The organism is Bacterioplanoides sp., from assembly GCF_965219715.1.
Classification (GTDB): Bacteria; Pseudomonadota; Gammaproteobacteria; order Pseudomonadales; family Oceanobacteraceae; genus Bacterioplanoides.
The window spans coordinates 1,483,740-1,502,729 of record NZ_OZ244785.1; the positions used below are offsets into that span (position 1 = coordinate 1,483,740).

General features: G+C 50.1%; 20 protein-coding genes. 10 read left to right on the forward strand and 10 right to left on the reverse strand.

The genetic code is table 11. From position 1 onward, the window contains the following. Positions 1–14: 14 nt before the first annotated feature. Positions 15–416: a hypothetical protein gene (locus ACOQOZ_RS07290; RefSeq protein ID WP_420591614.1), complete on the reverse strand. Its 402-nt coding sequence runs from the start codon at positions 414–416 to the stop codon at positions 15–17. Next, on the reverse strand, positions 406–681 hold the full coding sequence (locus ACOQOZ_RS07295) for a succinate dehydrogenase assembly factor 2 (RefSeq protein WP_420591615.1): 276 nt from the start codon (positions 679–681) through the stop codon (positions 406–408). Before ACOQOZ_RS07295 ends, ACOQOZ_RS07290 begins: the two co-directional genes overlap by 11 nt. A 128-nt stretch (positions 682–809) precedes the next feature. Between ACOQOZ_RS07295 and ACOQOZ_RS07300 the strand changes: the two genes are divergently transcribed. From ACOQOZ_RS07300 to ACOQOZ_RS07310, 3 genes are read left to right on the forward strand one after another with little or no spacing between them, the layout of a single operon-like run. Next, positions 810–1,790: a YgfZ/GcvT domain-containing protein gene (locus ACOQOZ_RS07300; protein ID WP_420591616.1), complete on the forward strand. Its 981-nt coding sequence runs from the start codon at positions 810–812 to the stop codon at positions 1,788–1,790. Positions 1,791–1,829: 39 nt separating this feature from the next. After that, complete coding sequence (locus tag ACOQOZ_RS07305; protein WP_420591617.1) at positions 1,830–2,672, forward strand: HDOD domain-containing protein; 843 nt, start codon at positions 1,830–1,832, stop codon at positions 2,670–2,672. Positions 2,673–2,689: 17 nt separating this feature from the next. After that, a complete protein-coding gene (locus ACOQOZ_RS07310) occupies positions 2,690–3,499 on the forward strand; it encodes an HDOD domain-containing protein (protein WP_420591618.1) in 810 nt (269 codons plus the stop codon). A gap of 79 nt (positions 3,500–3,578) precedes the next feature. Here ACOQOZ_RS07310 and ACOQOZ_RS07315 read toward each other — a convergent pair whose 3' ends face one another. Further along, a complete protein-coding gene (locus ACOQOZ_RS07315; RefSeq protein WP_420591619.1) occupies positions 3,579–4,718 on the reverse strand; it encodes an enoyl-CoA hydratase/isomerase family protein in 1,140 nt (379 codons plus the stop codon). Positions 4,719–4,830: 112 nt separating this feature from the next. Between ACOQOZ_RS07315 and ACOQOZ_RS07320 the strand changes: the two genes are divergently transcribed. The 5 genes from ACOQOZ_RS07320 (at position 4,831) to tsaA (ending at position 9,466) form a co-directional block, all read left to right on the forward strand. Next, positions 4,831–5,493 (forward strand): hypothetical protein, encoded by a 663-nt coding sequence (locus tag ACOQOZ_RS07320; RefSeq protein WP_420591620.1) that lies wholly within the window; start codon positions 4,831–4,833, stop codon positions 5,491–5,493. A gap of 21 nt (positions 5,494–5,514) precedes the next feature. After that, positions 5,515–6,459 (forward strand): alpha/beta fold hydrolase, encoded by a 945-nt coding sequence (locus ACOQOZ_RS07325; RefSeq protein ID WP_420591621.1) that lies wholly within the window; start codon positions 5,515–5,517, stop codon positions 6,457–6,459. 192 nt (positions 6,460–6,651) lie between these two features. After that, on the forward strand, positions 6,652–7,188 hold the full coding sequence (locus ACOQOZ_RS07330; RefSeq protein WP_420591622.1) for a PAS domain-containing protein: 537 nt from the start codon (positions 6,652–6,654) through the stop codon (positions 7,186–7,188). Then, a complete protein-coding gene (locus tag ACOQOZ_RS07335; RefSeq protein WP_420591623.1) occupies positions 7,163–8,662 on the forward strand; it encodes a methyl-accepting chemotaxis protein in 1,500 nt (499 codons plus the stop codon). Before ACOQOZ_RS07330 ends, ACOQOZ_RS07335 begins: the two co-directional genes overlap by 26 nt. Before the next feature lie 87 nt (positions 8,663–8,749). Then, positions 8,750–9,466: a tRNA (N6-threonylcarbamoyladenosine(37)-N6)-methyltransferase TrmO gene (gene tsaA / locus ACOQOZ_RS07340; protein ID WP_420591624.1), complete on the forward strand. Its 717-nt coding sequence runs from the start codon at positions 8,750–8,752 to the stop codon at positions 9,464–9,466. Here the strand turns inward: tsaA and tmpT are convergent. From tmpT to ACOQOZ_RS07375, 7 genes are all read right to left on the reverse strand, one after another. Then, entirely contained in the window at positions 9,458–10,117 is a 660-nt protein-coding gene (tmpT, locus tag ACOQOZ_RS07345) for a thiopurine S-methyltransferase (protein WP_420591625.1), read from the reverse strand. The two genes, tsaA and tmpT, sit on opposite strands and share 9 nt — an antisense overlap. 128 nt (positions 10,118–10,245) lie before the next feature. Continuing rightward, entirely contained in the window at positions 10,246–10,920 is a 675-nt protein-coding gene (locus ACOQOZ_RS07350; RefSeq protein WP_420591626.1) for a B12-binding domain-containing radical SAM protein, read from the reverse strand. Further along, positions 10,881–11,486 carry a B12-binding domain-containing radical SAM protein gene (locus ACOQOZ_RS07355; protein WP_420591627.1) on the reverse strand — a complete coding sequence of 202 codons (606 nt, stop codon included), beginning with the start codon at positions 11,484–11,486 and terminating at the stop codon, positions 10,881–10,883. The genes ACOQOZ_RS07350 and ACOQOZ_RS07355 overlap by 40 nt, the downstream gene beginning before the upstream one ends. A 10-nt stretch (positions 11,487–11,496) precedes the next feature. Next, entirely contained in the window at positions 11,497–12,915 is a 1,419-nt protein-coding gene (locus ACOQOZ_RS07360; RefSeq protein ID WP_420591628.1) for a DUF1501 domain-containing protein, read from the reverse strand. Between the two features lies 1 nt (position 12,916). Continuing rightward, positions 12,917–14,686 (reverse strand): DUF1800 domain-containing protein, encoded by a 1,770-nt coding sequence (locus ACOQOZ_RS07365; protein ID WP_420591629.1) that lies wholly within the window; start codon positions 14,684–14,686, stop codon positions 12,917–12,919. Positions 14,687–14,771: 85 nt separating this feature from the next. Further along, the gene (locus ACOQOZ_RS07370; RefSeq protein ID WP_420591630.1) at positions 14,772–15,311 is read right to left on the reverse strand and encodes a hypothetical protein; all 540 of its coding nucleotides are present in this window, start codon (positions 15,309–15,311) and stop codon (positions 14,772–14,774) included. Between the two features lie 65 nt (positions 15,312–15,376). Next, positions 15,377–15,976 carry a TetR/AcrR family transcriptional regulator gene (locus ACOQOZ_RS07375; RefSeq protein ID WP_420591631.1) on the reverse strand — a complete coding sequence of 200 codons (600 nt, stop codon included), beginning with the start codon at positions 15,974–15,976 and terminating at the stop codon, positions 15,377–15,379. A 153-nt stretch (positions 15,977–16,129) separates the two neighbouring features. On the opposite strand from ACOQOZ_RS07375, the gene ACOQOZ_RS07380 reads away from it, so the two are divergent. Beyond that, complete coding sequence (locus ACOQOZ_RS07380; protein ID WP_420591632.1) at positions 16,130–17,584, forward strand: RsmB/NOP family class I SAM-dependent RNA methyltransferase; 1,455 nt, start codon at positions 16,130–16,132, stop codon at positions 17,582–17,584. Positions 17,585–17,707: 123 nt separating this feature from the next. After that, entirely contained in the window at positions 17,708–18,985 is a 1,278-nt protein-coding gene (locus tag ACOQOZ_RS07385) for an AAA family ATPase (protein ID WP_420591633.1), read from the forward strand. The last annotated feature ends 5 nt before the right edge of the window (positions 18,986–18,990 follow it).

Consider the following 18,990-nt stretch of genomic DNA (forward strand, 5'->3'; position numbering starts at 1 on the left):
GGTGTTATGTGAGGCTAGAGGCTGCCATAAAGCGCTGCTTTCAACTGCCTGAATTCGTCCTCACTGGCGAAACTGTCTCGCCGTAGAATCAGGCGATTCCAGGGCCAGAATGACCAACACAGAATAATCACATCTGCTCGCCGGACAGATCCTGCTTGCCAGGAAACTGCTTCGCGCTGGCCGGATTTTTCAATCCACCAGCTGTACTGGTTATCCAGCATTTGATAGCCAAGGCGCCAGTTAAGTTGATGCCTGCCACGATGGATTTGCCAGACAACAAAAACAGTCGCCAGCAATCCTGTCAGCACAGCCGTAGCGGGCGAGCTCATCGCCACGACGGCCGTTAACAGCAACAGCGCCAGTACATCCCGGCGCTGCTGTTGCTTCGATGATTTAACCTGCCACTCAGCGTGCACGAGTGCGCGAATGCTCGCGAACCATCAGAACGATTTTTTCCATTTCCGGATCTTCCGGAGTTTTGTGTTCCATAAACCAGGTAAACAGGTCTGGGTCTTCACGGTCGAGCAACGCCAGATAACGATCTTTATCTTCACGGCTCAGGCCAGGGAAAGCTTCTTCAGCGAAAGGTAATAACAAAACATCCAGTTCCAGCATGCCACGACGGCTGTGCCAGGCGGTGCGTTTGTTTTCAATAGCTTCAGGGCTGGTTTGATCGGTCACAGGATACTCCTCTTACAGTTGCGGCATTATACCACTGCAATGGCCTAATAAAGCCATACCCTTTTTGGCGTTATGCCCGCGGCGAAGATGGAGTAAACTGCTGCTTTTTAACTGAAACCATTTTTGCCATGTCACAGATTTTCGATACAGCACTGCAATCAGGCTGTTTTGTTGCTGAAAACAGCAGTGATCAACAACTTCCTGCCCACAGCTGGTTAGCGCAGTTTTCTTTGTTGCGTATCGAAGGACCCGACAGCGAACGCTTCCTTCAGGGCCAGCTGACCTGTGATGTGGCTAAGTTAGCTGCTGATCAATGGAGTCTGGGTGCTTGCTGCACGGCGAAAGGACGTATGGTTGCGAATTTCGTCATTGTCCGGGACCCGGCCGATGGTTACTGGCTACGCCTGCCAACGGCTCAGGTTGACGCCCTGATTCAGCACTTGAAGAAATACGCGGTGTTTTTTAAAGCACAGCTGACCGACCTTTCTGCTAGCCACAAAATTGTTGCTTTAATTCCGGCACAGCAGCCTGCTGCTGAGCAACTCGACAGTGAGGCTATCATCAGCCAACGCTCTCTGAGCTGGTCAGAACAGGGAGCCGAACTGTCCTATCACGATGGCCGCAAAGAGTACTGGCTCATCAATGATAATGCCGAGCAAAAGCTAACCAGCGAGGCACTGTGCGACTCGAAACACTGGCAGCTGTTTGATATCAACCTAGCCACTATCTGGGTCGACACCAACACACGTGAACATTGGATTCCGCAAAACATCGACTGGCAGCTGCAAGGCGGCGTTAGTTTCAGTAAAGGCTGTTATACCGGTCAGGAGATTGTTGCGCGGCTGCAGTACCTGGGCAAAGCGAAAAAAGCGCTGTATCGGATCAGCACTCAGGAGTCACAACCGTTGGCCATTCTGAGTGAACTAAAAACCGCAGAAGGCCGCTCAATTGGTGAACTGTGCAGCTGGTCTGACAATCAGGGGCTGGCTTTGTTAACCATCACTGAAGGGCTGGAACAGGTACTACTGGTAACAGAAAGTTCGGAAATTCCGCTCAGTATCGAAAAGCTCTCCTATACTCAAGAGCAGGAAAACACCACCGACGCCTGACCTGAATCCGGGCGTCGTTCGTTGCAGAGAGACGCCCAAATGACCACAGATCTGGCCAAGCAGGTTAAAGACGACATCGTCGCTCAGATTAAGAACGATGAACTCGTATTACCAACCCTGCCGGAAATTGCCCTGAAAGTAAGGGAAGTCGCCGAAGACCCCAACGCCACCATTGATGATTTATGTGAAATCATTGCCCGTGATCCAGCGTTAAGTGCCCGGGTCATCAAAGTTACCAACAGCCCATTGTTGCGTTCCAGTATGCCGGTGGACGACCTGGTGACAGCGGTATCCCGCCTCGGTATCGATTTCACTTCCAATCTGGCCATTGGCCTGGCAATGGAACAAATGTTTCAGGCCACCCACGATATGATCGATAAGCGGATGCGCGCTTGCTGGTCACGGGCGATGGAGATTGCCGCCACGGCTCAGGTATTGGCCCGCCATTACACGCGCCTGAAACCAGACCAGGCGATGCTTGCGGGTCTGATTCATCAGATTGGTATCCTGCCGATTCTGGCGTATGCCGAAAACCATGAAAATCTGTTGGCCGACAGTATCTCACTGGATAAAGTCATCGAACGCTTACACCCGGCATTAGGCAGTTATATCCTGCGCAGCTGGGAGTTTCCCGCCGAAATTGTTTCAGTTCCGAAGCACTACCTCGATCAGAGTTACGACAGCACCGAGGTCAGCTATGTCGACCTGGTTCAGGTCGCAACCTTCCAGAGCTATGCCGACACCGATCACCGCCTAGGCAGCATTGATCGCAGCTCTCTGGGTTCATTCAAACGCCTTGGCCTGGATGCCGACGAAGAAGTCACCCAGTGGGAAGCATTAAGTGAAGAAGTTGATGCCACCCAGGCGGCCATTGCCGGATAACAAGGGACCAAACAACCATGACCCAGGATTTAACCCCTCAGGCCATTATGCGCGAAATTTTACAGCAGGTTGAATCAGGAGAGCTGACGCTTCCAACCCTGCCGTCGATGGCGCAGAAAATTCTCAAAGCAAGCCAGGACGACTCCCTGACAACCGAGTCGCTGACCAACCTGATAGAACAGGACCCGGCCATTGCTGCACACCTGGTTCGTATTGCTAACAGCCCACTGGTTGGCAGCAAAGTAGATATCACGGATCTGAAAACAGCGATTGGTTTATTTGGTGTGAGTTATTGCAGCCAGCTGGCCATCAGTCTGGCACTGAAGCAGTTATTTCGCGCACGCCACAAAAACATATCCGGGTTAATCGAAAAAACCTGGGAGCAATCTTCACGACTGGCCAGCTTATGTATGGTTATGGCGAAGGATTACAACATTAATCCAGGCAGTGCCTACCTGGCGGGTTTATTACACAAAATTGGTGCCTTACCCATTTTACGCTGGCTGGATAATCAGGATTCCATCCCCCTGACATCCGCGCAAATTCAGCAACTACTGGATGAGCACCAGGCACAACTGGCCGAACAGTTATTGGATGACTGGCAGTTCCCACCGTCATTGTGTTCCGTACCACACAATTACCTGAATATGGATCATAACGGTAAAGACAGCGCCGACCTTACCGACCTGGTGGCCAGCGCTTACTTCTTTTTATCAGAGCAGAAAAAAGACTGGCAGGATTGCAAAGTGCTGGAGCGGATGGGGGTAACCACAGAAGAAATTCAGAAACGTATGATGGCCTGGCAAACCAAAGCTGCCAGCGCCTGAATACTTTATTTATTGTTTAACCTATATTGATCGTTTAACCGATTCCGGAGCAGGCCCAAGGCCTGCTTCTCAGCAGTGTTTACAGCTCAGAATACGGATGATTTCCTTCACTCCAGGGATTGGTTGTTAATTGCCTGAGCCACTCAAACGGAACATCTTTAACCGTTTTATGTTGCCATTTTGGCTTGTAGTCTTTATCAATTACCATCGCACGAACCCCTTCAGAAAAATCCGGATGACGCACAGCCTGATAGGCCAGAGTCAACTCCCAGCTCACCACTTCTTTAAGACTCATCTGCGCCCCCTGCTCAATCTGCTGCATAATCAGATGGGCGGTTGCCGGGCAGGCTTTTTTGAAATTATCCAGCCCTTGTTTCAACCATTTATTCTTGGTCTTATGCTGCTTCATTCGCGCAGCAATGTCTTCCAGTTCAGGGGTGGAAAATAAATATTCTAAATCCGTGCTGATCTCATCTAACTGACTGGCTGGCATGGCTTCTGAACTGTCGCCATCCAGTTGATTAAGAACCGCACGCACCTGCTGATGATTTACCGCGCGGTTATCGCTCCAGTTCTGTTCTAGCAGCGCATCCAGCATGGTTTGCCAGCGCTCGTGACTGATCGCATATTGAATCAGTTTCAGTTTTTTGCTGTCAGTGGTATTCATATGACTGCCACTGAGACCCATCCAGTGACCAGCCGGATAGGGTAAGCGCGACAGATAATAACTGGCAGCCACATCCGGGTATAAACCAATCCGTACTTCCGGCCACGCCAGCTTAAGGCATTCACTGCCAACTCTGTGATTAGCGGCTATAAACAAGCCTAATCCACCACCCATCACAAAACCGTGTCCCCAGGCAATTAACGGCTTGGTAATCTGATGCAGGCGATAATTTTTAGCGTATTCACCGGCAAAAAAGGCATCGGCATATTGTAACCGCTGACTCTCATCGCTGTGGGTCATGCTGTCGTACAACTTGCGGATATCGCCACCGGCACAAAACGCTTTTTCTCCAGCGCCACGCATGATGATCGCAGCAATACTATTGTCCTGGTTCCAATGCTCAATCTGTTCATCAATCAGGTTCACCATATCCAGATCAACCGCATTCATGGCTTCAGGAACATTCAGCGTCATCAGCGCAATTTTATAGTCTGAGCCACTGGCAAGTTCTTCAAATAAAACAGCGTCTGATGGCATTGTATTAACAGTCACAGAATTTCCCCGTAATCGGATTTGTAGCATCACAACAGACCACGGATAATAGCGTTTTTTATTAGGGCAAACAGTTGTTATGACAGTGGTTTTAAGTCTAATTGTGCTTTTAATGATCTTTGTTTCGCTGTTTCTGTTGCTGCTGATCGATAAAGACAGCCGCACTAAGCAGTTACGCCAATGCGCTGATCAGCTTGGCCTCAACTACCGCCCGTTTGCAGCACTCAGCAGCGAGATGCGCGATGCTCATTTTCATATTATCGAAATTGGTCAGTTCCGGAACTTCCGCCATTTAATTGAAGGTGAGCTGACCAATAACAGCCAGCGCTTGCCATTAAATCTGTTCGACTACAGCCTGGTCGGCAACGATGGCACAGCAAACCAGACACTGATTCTGATTCATTGCCCGCTGCCCTACGGCAAATTACGAATTCAGCAAAAATCCTGGTTACGTGGTGATGCCTTTACCGGACCCGAGATTGAAACCCTGACGCGTTTGCAGGCAGGTCAGCTCCACCCGGAAATCAGCAAGTGGCAGGTATTCAGCGAGCGCCCGGAAAAAGCCAACCTGCTGTTAACGCCAGAGGTTCGTCGGTGGCTTTTGGCACATCCCCACCTTCACATTGAATGGAGTAATGGCATCCTGCTGCTCTATCGTCCACAGCATTTATTGGATGAACAAGCGATTGCGGCAGCACTGGAAGCAGCCGGGGAACTTGTGCAGTTGCTGCAACAGAGCACGCAACCACACAGCGCTCCGCCGCAGGATACATAACAACCATAAAGAGATATTCAGATGCGATTCGGCAAACTTATCAGCGCCGCAGGCCTAATTCTGACATTGGCGGCCTGCAGTACCAGCCAGCAGGACAGCCTGCTGCAGACCGTCGTGGAAATGGGGCGTGACGCGGCCAGCCTGGAAATAAAAACCAGCCAGCTGGACGACGTTAATATGACCTACCTGGAGCGCCAGGGTGAAGGCCCGGTGATGCTGTTGTTACACGGCTTTTCTGCCAACAAAGACACCTGGATTCAGTTCGCCGCCGAACTGCCGGAAAACTACCGCCTGATTGTGCCCGATCTGGCAGGTCACGGTGATACTCCGGCACCCAAGGGTGAAGACTACAACCTGATTCGCCAGGCCGAACGTCTCAATCAATTAATGGCGAACCTTAACATCAGCAAATTCCACATTGCCGGTAACTCCATGGGCGGTGCCATCAGTGCTATCTACGCTTCGTTATATCCTCAACAGGTCAGCAGTCTGACGCTGATTGACGCCGCCGGAGTGGATGCTCCGAATCAGAGCGAATACATGGCAGCGCTGGCGGAGGGAAAAAATCCTCTGATTGCCACCGATGAAGCCAGCTTTGAATTCCGCATGGACTTTGTGATGTCGAAGGCACCACCACTGCCATGGCCACTGCGCCCCGCTCTGATGCGCAAAACTCTGGCTCGCCAGCAGCTGAATGAAGATATTTTTGAAGACATGATGGCCACCCGTAAACAGCTGGAAGACACTGGCTTTGAAGCTCGCCTGAGTGAAGCCGTTACCATGCCGACGTTAATTATCTGGGGTGACGAAGATCGCGTACTGGACGTGTCAGCGGTTGAAGTCTTTAAACAAAAAATTCCGCACGCTCAGGTAAAAATCTACGAAGGCATTGGCCACCTGCCTATGGTCGAGATTCCGGAAGAGACTGCCATACTTTATTCTGAGTTTGTCGCTGGCGCTGAATAACCTCTGCACTCAAAACCAGACCCTTCAGCAAATTTCCTTAAAGCCCATAAACCTTTCATTCTTATGGGCTTTTTTGCTGACATCGCTATCGGCATTTAGTCGTATAAAGCAGCAATCATAAAATCTTTATCTATACTCAACTGAGTATTTTGTATTACCGCACAAGATATTTCAGATAAGGTATCGATAAACATGCTGGCCATCCCCCCTGATTCAGCCGTCCCCGGCGTACTCAGTGCAACTGAAATGAAGGTAGATTGTAACGATCTGATCGTATCGAAAACGGATACGAACAGTATGATCACCTACGCCAATGAAGCGTTCTGTAAGTATTCCGGCTATGACGAAAACGAATTGCTGGGCCAGCCACAAAACATTGTGCGCCATCCGGATATGCCACGCGCCATTTTCTATCTGATGTGGGAACACCTGAAGCAGGAACAGGAGTTCTTTGGCTATATCAAAAACTGTCGTAAAGATGGTGGCTTCTACTGGGCATTTGCCAGCGTTGCCCCGATTTACGATAACGGTCGTCATGTTGGCTTTTTATCCGCTCGCCGCTGCCCATCTGAAAATGCCATTGCCACACTGGAACCGCTGTATCGGAAAATGATTGAAACCGAAGCTCAGTACGGTAAAGAGCAACAAATCGCTATGTCATCCGCCATTCTGTGGCAGGCCATAAACAAGGAGTTCGCGACTTATGCTGAATTCGCTTTATCGCTCTGATCCGCGAAAAATGAACATCATGGGTATTGGCGCCTGGGCCGTCAGTATCATTATTCTGACCATCAGTAACGGCTCGATGGCGGCAGCAATCACCTCATTTGTGATGTTAGTTGGTGTGGCATTTTTAAGAACCGCACAAAACAGTTACCTGAAACGTGGCCAGCGCCAGATTGAAGAAGTGTTAATGCTGGCTGGTAACGGCAATCTGCAAAATCGCCTGACAAGATTACCCAAAGGTATGTTGCTGACGCCGATGAGTGAAGCGCTCAATACCTTTATGGATCAGGTCGAAACCTATATCCGCGAAGTGGAGTCATCTTTTAAAGAAGCCAGTAAAGAACGTTTTTATCGCCGTCCGTTAAGCCAGGGAATGAAGGGAGATTTCAAAACGTCGCTGGACAAAATATCCGAAGCCTTTTCATCCATGGAGCATGCTTATTTCCTGTCGCACTGCCAGGAACTAGAAGCCAACATTGGCCGGGTAAAAACCGAAAGCCTGTTAAATAACCTGAAACGAAACCAGGATGACCTGGGAAAAGTTGCCAACGAAATGCAGGAAGTTGAAACCATTTCCCGCCGTGGTGTTTCATTATCAACCGACGCGTTACAGGAAATTAATCTGGTCAGTAACAACCTGCAGAAACAGGGTGAAATGAGCGATGTCATTCACACCACCGCTAACGGCCTGCAGCAACACACGGACAAAATTACCGACGTTCTGAAACTGATTGATGGCATAGCCGAACAAACTAATTTACTAGCGCTGAACGCAGCGATTGAAGCTGCCAGGGCGGGAGAAGCAGGACGCGGCTTTGCCGTGGTTGCTGATGAAGTTCGTTCACTGGCCGAAAATACCCAGAAGGCTACGGCAGATATCGGCTCTATGATTTCAGAATTCACCAATTCCAGTAACAGCATGGCGCGCCATGCCGGAGACATGGTGGAATTAACCAACACTGCCCGTCAGGCAACTCAGGATTTTGAGAAATCCTTTATGGAGCTGGCGCAGATCGCACAGCAAACTTACGAGCGGGTTAATTATTCTCAGATCGTCAGCTTTGCTTCTCTGATCAAAGTCGACCATATGATCTATGTTCAGAATGGTTACCAGGCGATGGAAAAAGGTCCGCAGTCAGAAGCCTGGCGCGCAGTTGAAATTGATCATCACCATTGTCGCTTTGGCCAGTGGTATGAATCCGGAATTGGCCATCAGTTCTTCAGTCATTTACCAACCTACGCAGAGATTGCGCCAAAACACGCATCAGTTCATGAAGAGATGCACAGCGTACTGGCCATGATTGAAAAACAGGACTGGCGTAAAAACATCAAACTGCATGATAAAGTTCAGAATGCATTTACCAACCTTGAGCAACACAGTGCAGGCCTGATTCAGCTGGTGGACCAGCTCACCGATGAAAAACTCAAATTTGAAACCGGCAGCACCGCCGAGGAAACCGATATCGATTTGTTTTGATGTATACAGCGGTTACCACTCGTCACAATCACGAGCCGGGGTTAAAATCCCGGCTCTTTTTTTGTTGAATCAGTAAAGGCGTAAAAGATGGCGATAGAGCTGGACACCATTGCGATTGCTCACACTCCGTTTGCTGAGAAATTTGCTATTCCACGTCAGCCTGCTCTGGCTCCCGCAGCAAAAGCCTGCATCGAATTAATACCGCCATACGACCAGCCTGAAGCCTTTGCCGGACTTGAGCAGGTCAGCCATATCTGGTTGATTTTTCAGTTTCATCAGGCGCTGCCGAAAGCCAATAACAAACCTCACCTGAGAGTTCGCCCACCACGCCTGGGCGGCAATGAAAAAATCGGGGTCTTTGCCAGCCGTGCCACCCACCGACCAAACAGTTTGGGACAATCGGTGGTTAAACTGGAAAAAGTCGACGGCCATCAATTATGGGTCAGTGGTATTGATCTGTTAGATGGTACGCCCATTCTCGATATCAAACCCTACGTTCCTTACGCGGATATTATTGACTCGTCCTACAATCAGATTGCCAGTGAGGCACCCGATAAAATAGCCGTTAGCTGGGATGATTCTGCATATCAGGCAGCACAGCAACACAGTACGAGATTGCAGCAGGAAGTGGTTGCTCTGGTCGAACAATGTCTGGCACAAAACCCGAAACCCGCTTACCAGAAACCGGACCCGCAACGGCGTTATGGTGTGCGCTTCTGGGATCTGAATATCAGCTGGCACTACCCTGTGCCGGAACAGATTCAGGTGTTATCGGTGACGCTGCACAATGAAGACTCAGCGTAAGAAATACACATCCTGTTTAAATGAACTGACGCCGCGCTGTTTGAACTTAGGTTCCTGGTCGATAATCTCGCGGCTTTCCTGCAAGGCGATTTGATAGCTGTCCTGATAAAGACTCACCACTTCCTGTTCTGCCACAGAAAATGGCGGTCCTGCCATTTCGCTCTGGTCGTAATTCAGCGTAACTAAAAACTGCGGTGCATGATCGCTGATCAAACGTAAATGCTGACTGTATTGCTGACGCATTTCTTGCGGCAAAGCCACCAGCGACGCACGATCATAAATCCAGTCGACCGGGCCGATGTCCTGCGAAGATAATGCGAAAAAATCACCACTGATCAGTGTCAGCTTGTCAGCCTGATAAAAAATCTTATCGCCGCGCTTATCTTTTTCAATGGTAAGCTGCAACTGATCACGGATATCTGCCGCCAACTCGTCCAGCGCAATTTCGCTGAGCTCAACACCCACCACTTCCACGCCCTGTTGCAACAACCAGATAATATCCAGTGTTTTGCCACACAATGGCACAAACACTCGCTGCCCTTGTTCAAGCTGCATCGCGGGCCAGTACTTCAGCAAAACTTTATTGACCTCATTGAGGTGAAAGCCAATCTGATTATTTTCCCAGCGCTCGTGCCAGAATTCGCTATCCATTGATACTGCCCCTGTTTCCGCTCGACTCATTACTACCGAATAAGTCGCATTAAAATAAATCGCCTGCCAGTATAACCAGCTGGTGATTTATTGTCTTGCGACCAACCGCTGATGGCAGGACGCAAAATTCAGAAATACAGGGAGTTAAACCAGCCAAGATTCCGGGCCTTCACAAACTGCCGTTTGCTGCTGCGCATCAGGCTGTGGTATTCCTGATAAAACCATCGTGCTCCCTGCATCAGGGTTTCAGCGCTCATCTGTTTCGGCTGAAACACAACATGATCGCAATCGTATTTCGACCAATCACGCGTAAGAATACGTCCTTCCCGATCCAGCCGATTGAATAACTGAGTTCCGGGAAATGGTGTAAGAATAACGCCATGACAGACATCGAGCTCGACCTGCTCAACAAAATCGAGACTGTGCTGAAAGATATCGGCATCGTGCTGATCAAAACCAAAAATCATGGCCGAATCCACGGCAATATTATATTCATGTAATTTAGCGATGTGTTCTTTTGCCCGATCGAGTCGGACGAAACCTTTACCGCTGGCTTTCAGTGCCGCTTGCGACGACGTTTCCAGCCCCACCAGCAAATAAAATAATCCACTTTCCGCTGCTGTATGAAGAAGATCATCATGATCAGCGATATTCAGAGTTGCCTCGGCCACCCAGCGAATATTCAACGGCTTTAACGCGGTAAATAATTCCATCGCATAGTCACGATCGGCGATCAGATTATCCGCGTGCAGCTCCAGATACTTCACGCCAGAACCGCGGATTTCATCGACAACATCAGCCACCGGTCGCTGGTGTAAACCCTGAAAAACTGATTTACGGTGCAAAAATCACATTTGAATTTGCAGCCACGCGATACCATGACAGAACCAACACCATCGTAAGGTGATAAATCGATATCACCATACGGGTACGGTTTCATGGCCAGCATCGATGTTGGCTGCTGGCTCTGATATACAGGTTTTAGTGCACCGTCACGAAAATCCTGTAATAACTGCGGCCACACATACTCGGCTTCCCCAATCATCACAGCGTCTGCATGTTGCCGCGCTTCTTCGGGCATAAAGCTGGCGTGTAGCCCTCCGATCACCACCGTAATGTTCTGCTGGCGAAAATAATCGGCCAGCTGGTAAGCGCGAAGCACATCCGGTGTTGACGCAAATACAGCCACCAAATCACCGCGAAAATCGAGTGACGCCGGTGCCTGGGAAGTCTCATCCAGTAGGTGTAAATCAACCCAATCCGGGGTAACCGCCGCTACAGAGAAAATACTCTGTGGCGGCGCGCCCATATATTGCTTGTAACGTTTGAAGTTGCTGTTAGCTGAAGCCTTGATCAAATACGCTTTCATGGCAAATTCCTCAAGCCGATACAATTCCCATAGAGCGGAATTTTCCATTGCTATAAAAGTTCGGTAAATTCGGGAATAGCTCTGGCAACGCTTTTTCGTCGACACCAAACCACAATGCCAGCTCGGCATACAGCTGATCCGTTGGAGTAGTGGGAATTATCACACCGTCACCGACATCAAGCGGATTTTTCTCACCCAGTTTCAGTGATGGATATTGCCCGAAAATCTGCCCGCCGTTCACCGCTTCGCCCATCACCAGCGTGTTGCCCCCCCAGCCATGGTCCGTGCCGTTACCATTGGAGGTTAACGTCCGGCCGAAATCCGAACCGGTAAAGGTTACGACCCGCTCGGCAATTTCCAGCTGCGACAGCGCCTGCTGAAATTCTGCCAGCGCCTGACTGACAACCCGTAACATACGACTGTGATTATTCAGCAATTCATCATGGTGATCCCAGCCGATGTAACGAATAAAAAAGGTTTGCTGCGGTGTCTTCAATCGATCTGCCGCTTTGATTGTTTGCGCCACCATTTTTAACTGCTGTGACAGCGGAGTATCGGAAAAATGGCCAGGAACACGGATATCTGCCACGGCATCACGAAAGACTTCATGTTGTGCCTGGGCCTGACGAGTTGAGGATAAATACGCCTGTTTAAACGGATCGCCGGGATAATCCGCATTCAGCAGATTTTCGAAACTGTTCTCGAGCGTGGTATTCAGTGCATTTTTTTCTTCATTAACCACCAGGCCAACACTGCCCTGCTCATTAATCACATACGACGAAGACTGCACCCCATTCTGCATAATATTGCTGCCGGACAAGGAGACATTCATCGGAATATCGGCCAGCTTACGATTGGCCTGCAGGCTGTCAGCAAAATAACCGAACCAGCCCTGATTTAATCGTTCTCCCGGGCGCGAAGTCTGCCAGTGTTTAAACTGATCCGAATGCGATAAAAGGCCAACCGGTAAGCGTGCTGCGCCGGAATAAAAATCAGCTTTTTTAACCTGCTCAATCATCGGTGCGATGTTCGCCATAAAAGCCAACTTCTTGCGGGCAAATAACTTCTGAACTTCCGGCATACTTTCATGCAGTGCAAACTTCCGCCCCTGGTCATCCTGATAATTGCCCAGCGGCAATAGCTGGTTTTTATTCAATGCCAGATTGGACCGGCTGTTGCGGTAATCACGATAATCGGACGACGATGTTGGCACCAACATATTAAAGCTGTCGTTCCCGCCATCGAGCATAATAAATACCAGTGCCTTTTGTTGTGGCTTGATCGCCAGGGAGGCTTTTGCGTTGGTTAAATCCGGAGCAGAGAATACCGGTGCGGTCCCGGCTAACAAGCCAGCTCCTAAGGCTGCGGTTGCACTGTTCTGGATAAAATCACGTCGACTGAGCTTATTTGTGGTAAGTAACTTTTCCATTTTATGCCTCCTGAATCACAAACTCTGGCGAAATTGCCAACATAAACACACTGGTTTGAACGACCCACTCGGGTTTATTCCGATACAAGCGTATGGCGTTCTGAATACGTTGTTTCAGCGCCGGTTGTGATCTGCCCGTCAACAACAGCGCCAACTCATCGATCATTTCATCTTGCTGTGAAACCTCTTCCGCCATGGCGATGTAACGCCTGAAATCGCCCTTCAACTTGTCATTGCGATAATTCTTTAACACCTCAGGGTCCAGCTCCGGCACATTATGTATGCCCGCAGTTTGATTGATCACAGTAGAAACCGCCGGCCAGTAATTACCAAAGAACCAGTAATACATCAGATTGACATAGGCAATGGACGTCGCGGATGTGTGTAATTCGAACTCAGGCGCAACCAGATTGGCGTCGGCCAGTGCCCCATGGGGCACAAAGTCCGGCTTGTAGAAGTTAAATACGGTGGGAGCGGATAACGGATGCATGGTTAACATCGCCTGAATGTCGTCACCACATAACCATTTTTTACCCGAGTTATTGCTTACCTTAAACGCGCGCATTAATTGAGTGACTCGCATTAATGGCGATTTCATTTTCTGCGATTGCACCAGCGTATTATCTTCTTTACGCGCTGATGAGAAACGTTTAACCGCAACCGTGTTCTTTAACGGGAATGTCAGAATTTCCCGTACGGCTTTTTTCAGATTTCCCTCCGGACCAAATTGTTTGGCAACGGCTTTGATATATTCCGGCGATGGATTAGAGGTTACCAGCTGATTAATCAGATGGCGGGCAATAAATGGCGCAGTTGATGGGTGCGCTACCAGGCGTTTAACTACGGCTGCTATTTCCTGCTCACCACTGCGACCGGCTGCCAATTTAATATGACCTTTCAGTAAAGTTTTACTGCCACGATCGTGATAGCTCTCATCCACTTTCATCGCCTGAGTCATATTCACAAATGGCACGGTTTTGTAGGTTTTATCAATGCCGTCATTAAAGCCAACCTGATAGCCGTTGTATTCCGGCTGCCAGAAACTGGTGCGCCATTCATACTGGTAACTGTGCGCTTTTAATCCGGTAAATACTCGCGCCAGTTGTTTGATATCGCGATTGTCATAGGTGGGAATATCACGTCCCTGTTTGTCCTTTTTACGACGGCCATCACTGTTTAATTCGTACAGACCGATTGAAAACAACTGCATGATTTCCCGCGCGTAGTTTTCGTCCGGGTGAATATCTTCTGCCGGATTGGCTTTGCGGTTATTCATATGGGAAAGATAAACGCCCATGCAGGGGTGCATGGATACGTCCTGCAGCAAATCGGCATAGGAACCAAAAGCATGGCGATACAATAAATCGTAGTAGCTGCCCATGCCAACAGCATCGAGCTCGAGCACTGAATTATCCGAAATCACCAGAATTTCACTGAGTGCCTGAGCAACTCGCTGGCGCAGATAATCGTTATTATCACTCAGCGCATGTTGCCACCAGGCCATATGAAAATACCATTTATACGGTAAGGCCGGATTATTTCCTTCACCGTTAATGGCTTGTTCGCCGTATTCATTTTTCAGCCGGGTGCGGAAGTAGTGCCAGATATTTTCGGTGCTGTTCTGAAACAGGTCGCTGGCAAGTGGTGCCATATTCAGCTGCTGCTCAAGCCAGTCTGATATTCCCTGACGGGCGACCTGTTGTTGTAATTCGGCATCAGCTCCAAGCGTTGCCTGCATCAGAAAGCGGTTGGTTTTACTTTGGCTGTCCATCTGTTGTCCTCGATCTATTTCACGAGCACGAAGTCACCTACCGCACTCAGTAAATATAACGTTTCATCTGCAACAGCGTTGGCAATTAACCCTGTTTAACAGATATATAGGCGGTTTTCGCCCTGACTTTATGGGAACGGTTCAGCTGGTATATTTCGAAGTCACGGTCGTATGCCAGTGTTACTGGCAAAGTCCGTGCATTTTTACAGGTGGATAACACATAGCTATCCTCCAAACGAATATAACCTTGCTTATTCAAAGTAATGGTCTGAATGTAATCGGCTGATTCCACCGGGCGTTGCACCGGATAACCAAACGTCACATCCACACGTTGCTGGAATTTATGATAATTATGGTAAACCAGATAAATCTGGCTCGGTCGACGGGCATTTAAATCCGCCGCCAAAGGGTAATACTCAAATAACTTCCAGCCATTCGTTAATTGAGCGTCAATATCTCCGGTTAAATCCAGAGTTTGTGTAATTCCGGCAATATGGTTCACCGCCGCCGGTTGCGGTTTCTCCTCAGATAACTGATACACGACTTGCGCTGAAAGCGGATGTGTATCAGCACGCAAAAACAATAAATACCCCAGATAACTCACCAGTGCTGTAAACACCAGCATCAGCAAAGCCCACCGTATTCGATGACGCCAGGAAGATGCTGCTGACAACGGCGAGTTAATGGCCATCAGGCGTTAACTACCTCAAGACTGGTTAATAACCGGGTGGCCGCTTCCATCGCCGACTCCCGGTAATTTTCCGCCTGATTTAACGGCACGATGGAATCCAGATTCAGATAAAGCGATATCAAGCCAAACGATACAGCTTTGATCGCACTGTCCGGCTGCTGCGGATATTCTTTGCTCAATAACTGGCGAATATCCATTTCAAAATCCGTCAGCCAACGACCCATCAGCTGTTGCAACCAGGGACGACTGCGCGATGCCAGCACCAGTGCTTCTGTCACCTGTAACTGTTCAGAGTCGTCACCGGATTCCGCGAACAATCCCTGCAGCAGATACTCGACACCATCAACAACATCGACACCTTCCATATATTGCAGAAATTCCTGCCAGCTCTGTTGCGATAACTGAATCGCCCGCTGGGCCAGCTGTTGTTCCAGCTCTTCACGGTTACCAACAAAATGACGCACCAGTGGCCGCAACATCCCCGCTTCTTCGGCGATGCGCTCCAGCGTCGAGCCGTCCAGACCATAACGCGCCACACAACGGGCAAAAGCCTGAAGAATTTCTTCAGTGCGTTGCTGTTTCATACTCGGGCGCGGCATACCGTCTCCAGATATAAGTTTTCCAGACTGAAAACTTACTCTCAAGACCATTAACTGTCAAGCATGAAAGTTTACTGACAGGCGACTGAAACAGGCGAATATCCGCGACCGTTTTGTTAAACTGCCGCCACTTTTACACCCGGATTCCCTGCTATGCCCAAACCACAACGCCGCCCTTCCTCCTCCAAACGCTCCAACACCCGAGGAACGACGAACAGATCGGGCAAAACCCAGTACAGAGGCGGCCAACAGCAGCAAAATATCAGCGAGATTCACCATGACGAGCTGGTGCAGTTGTGGCAACAATGGCGCGAAGCTCAGCAGGACACACCACAGCCACTGGATCGCTGGCTCAGCAAATATCACAGCACGGCACGCCAGCGTCGCCCGTCAAATAAAATTACCAGCCGCAGTGTCTGGCTACAGAATGCTGCGATGATGACCGCAGCACGCTTCCAGCAACTGGCCGCCGCACTGGAAGCACAATACCGCCAGGAACATGAGATCGACTGGCTGGATTGGGATCAGCAATGGCAAGAGCAACAACTTGATCAGCTCAACCCGGAAGCCATGTGGTATTGGTTGGGGCTGCGCACCCAGGCCGATTGGCTGTCTTCCTATAAGAAGTCGTCAACCGAACTGCGCGATACCAGCTACCGCCAGCGTTTATTTGAAGCCTTGCAACACCAGGCACTGGAACAGCCGTTAACGCCACTATGGCTGCTATGGCATGGCATCCGACCACAATGGCTGCCATTGCTGGAGCAACGTGCACAACAAAGTGGCTGGAACAACAAACAGCTACAGAACTTTGTTAAAAAACAAACCTCGTTCCCACCGCTGTGGTTACGTGCCAAGCCAGATGCCGACCTGGAAGCCTTGCAGCTGTCACTGTCGAACCAGGGCATCGGCGCTCAGCTGAAGCACATTAATGGTGAATCGCTGTTAGCGGCTTATGGCGGTAAAGCCCTGCAAAGCAGCGAAGAATATCAGGCCGGCCAGGTTGAAATTCAAGACCTGGCCAGCCAGCAAATTGCCGCTGCCTGTCAGGCCGCACCAGGGATGAAAATCTGGGATGCCTGTGCTGGCGCCGGTGGTAAAACTCTGGCCATGGCCGCACAGATGAACGGCAAAGGTTCAGTGACCGCTACGGATCTGAAAACCTTCAAGCTGGATGAACTGAAACGTCGCGCCAAACGCGCTGAGATTCAGAATATCCGTACCTTTGCCTGGGACGGCAATGCGCCATTGCGTCTGCCCGCGGAAATCAAAAAGCAGCAAGGGTTTGACCGGGTATTAATTGATGCGCCCTGCACGTCTGCCGGAACCTGGCGTCGTAACCCGGATGCACGCTGGCGTTTTAACTCCGAAGACACCGAGCAACTGTGCCAACTGCAGCAGCAACTGCTGACTCACGCCGCCGATGCCGTGCGCCCGGGGGGCGAGCTGGTCTACGCTACCTGCAGCTGGCAATTGAGTGAAAATGAGCAGCAGATTGAACAGTTTTTACAGCAGCACACACAGTTTGAATTGCTGGAACAGTGCATGGTCGGTGCGCCGGATGACGACGCCGACTGCATGTTCTACGCACGCCTGCTGAAACGCTGACACACGACTAATCGCCAGGGACTGGCGGGTTTCGTCTCTTGGGTCAGAATGTCACTGCTGGCATACTGAGCGTTAAATCATCTGCTGTTCGGAAGCGCTGGCTTCTATCTCACGGGAATTCTCATGGCCTCTAATTTACCCCCTGTATACAGCACTGCGCGTGGTGCTGATGACGCTTCTGACAATACCAACCTGGCCACGGATAATGCCAACCTCGACGACTTTGATGAAAGTATTCTGAACCTGCCTGACCGCGAAAGTGGTTACGCCAATGATGCCGACGCCGCAGCAACCGCTGAAACAAGCAAAACGACAACCACAACCGGCAATCAGGATCAGCAATCTGCCATTGATACTCCGGCGGCAGCACCGGTTTCTCAGCCTTCTGCGACCGCTGCGCAGCCAACCTCATCTGCTCCGAAAACTGCCGCAGCTCAAAGTCAGCCGGTTCCGGCACCATCAGCAAAAGTTTTGGCACTGTTGCAACAACTGCAAAACAGCCTGGCAGACGTCGTGCAGATCAACAGTGACACTCTGCAGCTGGTGCTGGTTAATTTACTATGCCGCGGTCACCTGCTGATTGAAGACGCTCCCGGGTTGGGCAAAACCACTCTGGCACGGGCCTTGAGCCAGGCATTGGCATTACGTATGAAACGGGTTCAGTGCACCCCGGATCTGATGCCTTCAGACATCACCGGCATCAGCGTTTATAACAGCGAAGAACACAAGTTCCACTTTATGCCGGGGCCGGTATTCAGCAATATTTTGCTCGCTGATGAAATTAACCGTGCCACACCAAGAACTCAGTCAGCCCTGCTGGAAGCCATGGCGGAAGGCACGGTGACTGCCGATCGCAAAACCTACAATCTGCCGAAACCCTTTATGGTGATTGCCACTCAGAACCCGGTGGAATACAAGGGCACTTTCCCGCTGCCGGAAGCGCAGCTGGACCGGTTTTTTATGCGTCTGAGTCTGGGCTACCCGGATCAGGAGCAAGAACTGCGGTTAATGCAGGCTCAACTTTCAGGCCATCCGCTGGATAAACTCAGCGCCGTTTTAAATGAAAAAAGCCTGCTGGCATTGCAGGCACAGGCCGAGAAAATCGTTATCTCCCAGGCCATGATGCAGTACATCAGCCAATTGGTACGCGCTACCCGCGAACACCCTGCGGTCAGACTGGGTGCCAGTCCACGCGGTTCGCTGGCACTGATGCGTGCCGCCCGGGCAACCGCACTAGTCAATGGTAAAGGTGCTGTAACGCCGGATCTGATTCCGGCACTACTGGAACCCGTACTGGGTCATCGCCTGATCTTCCGCGATAACAACCTGCAACAGACATCACAGCGACAAGCATTCTGGAATCAGCTGGTTGCTGATATCGCGCTGCCCGATTACAGCTAAAGGCA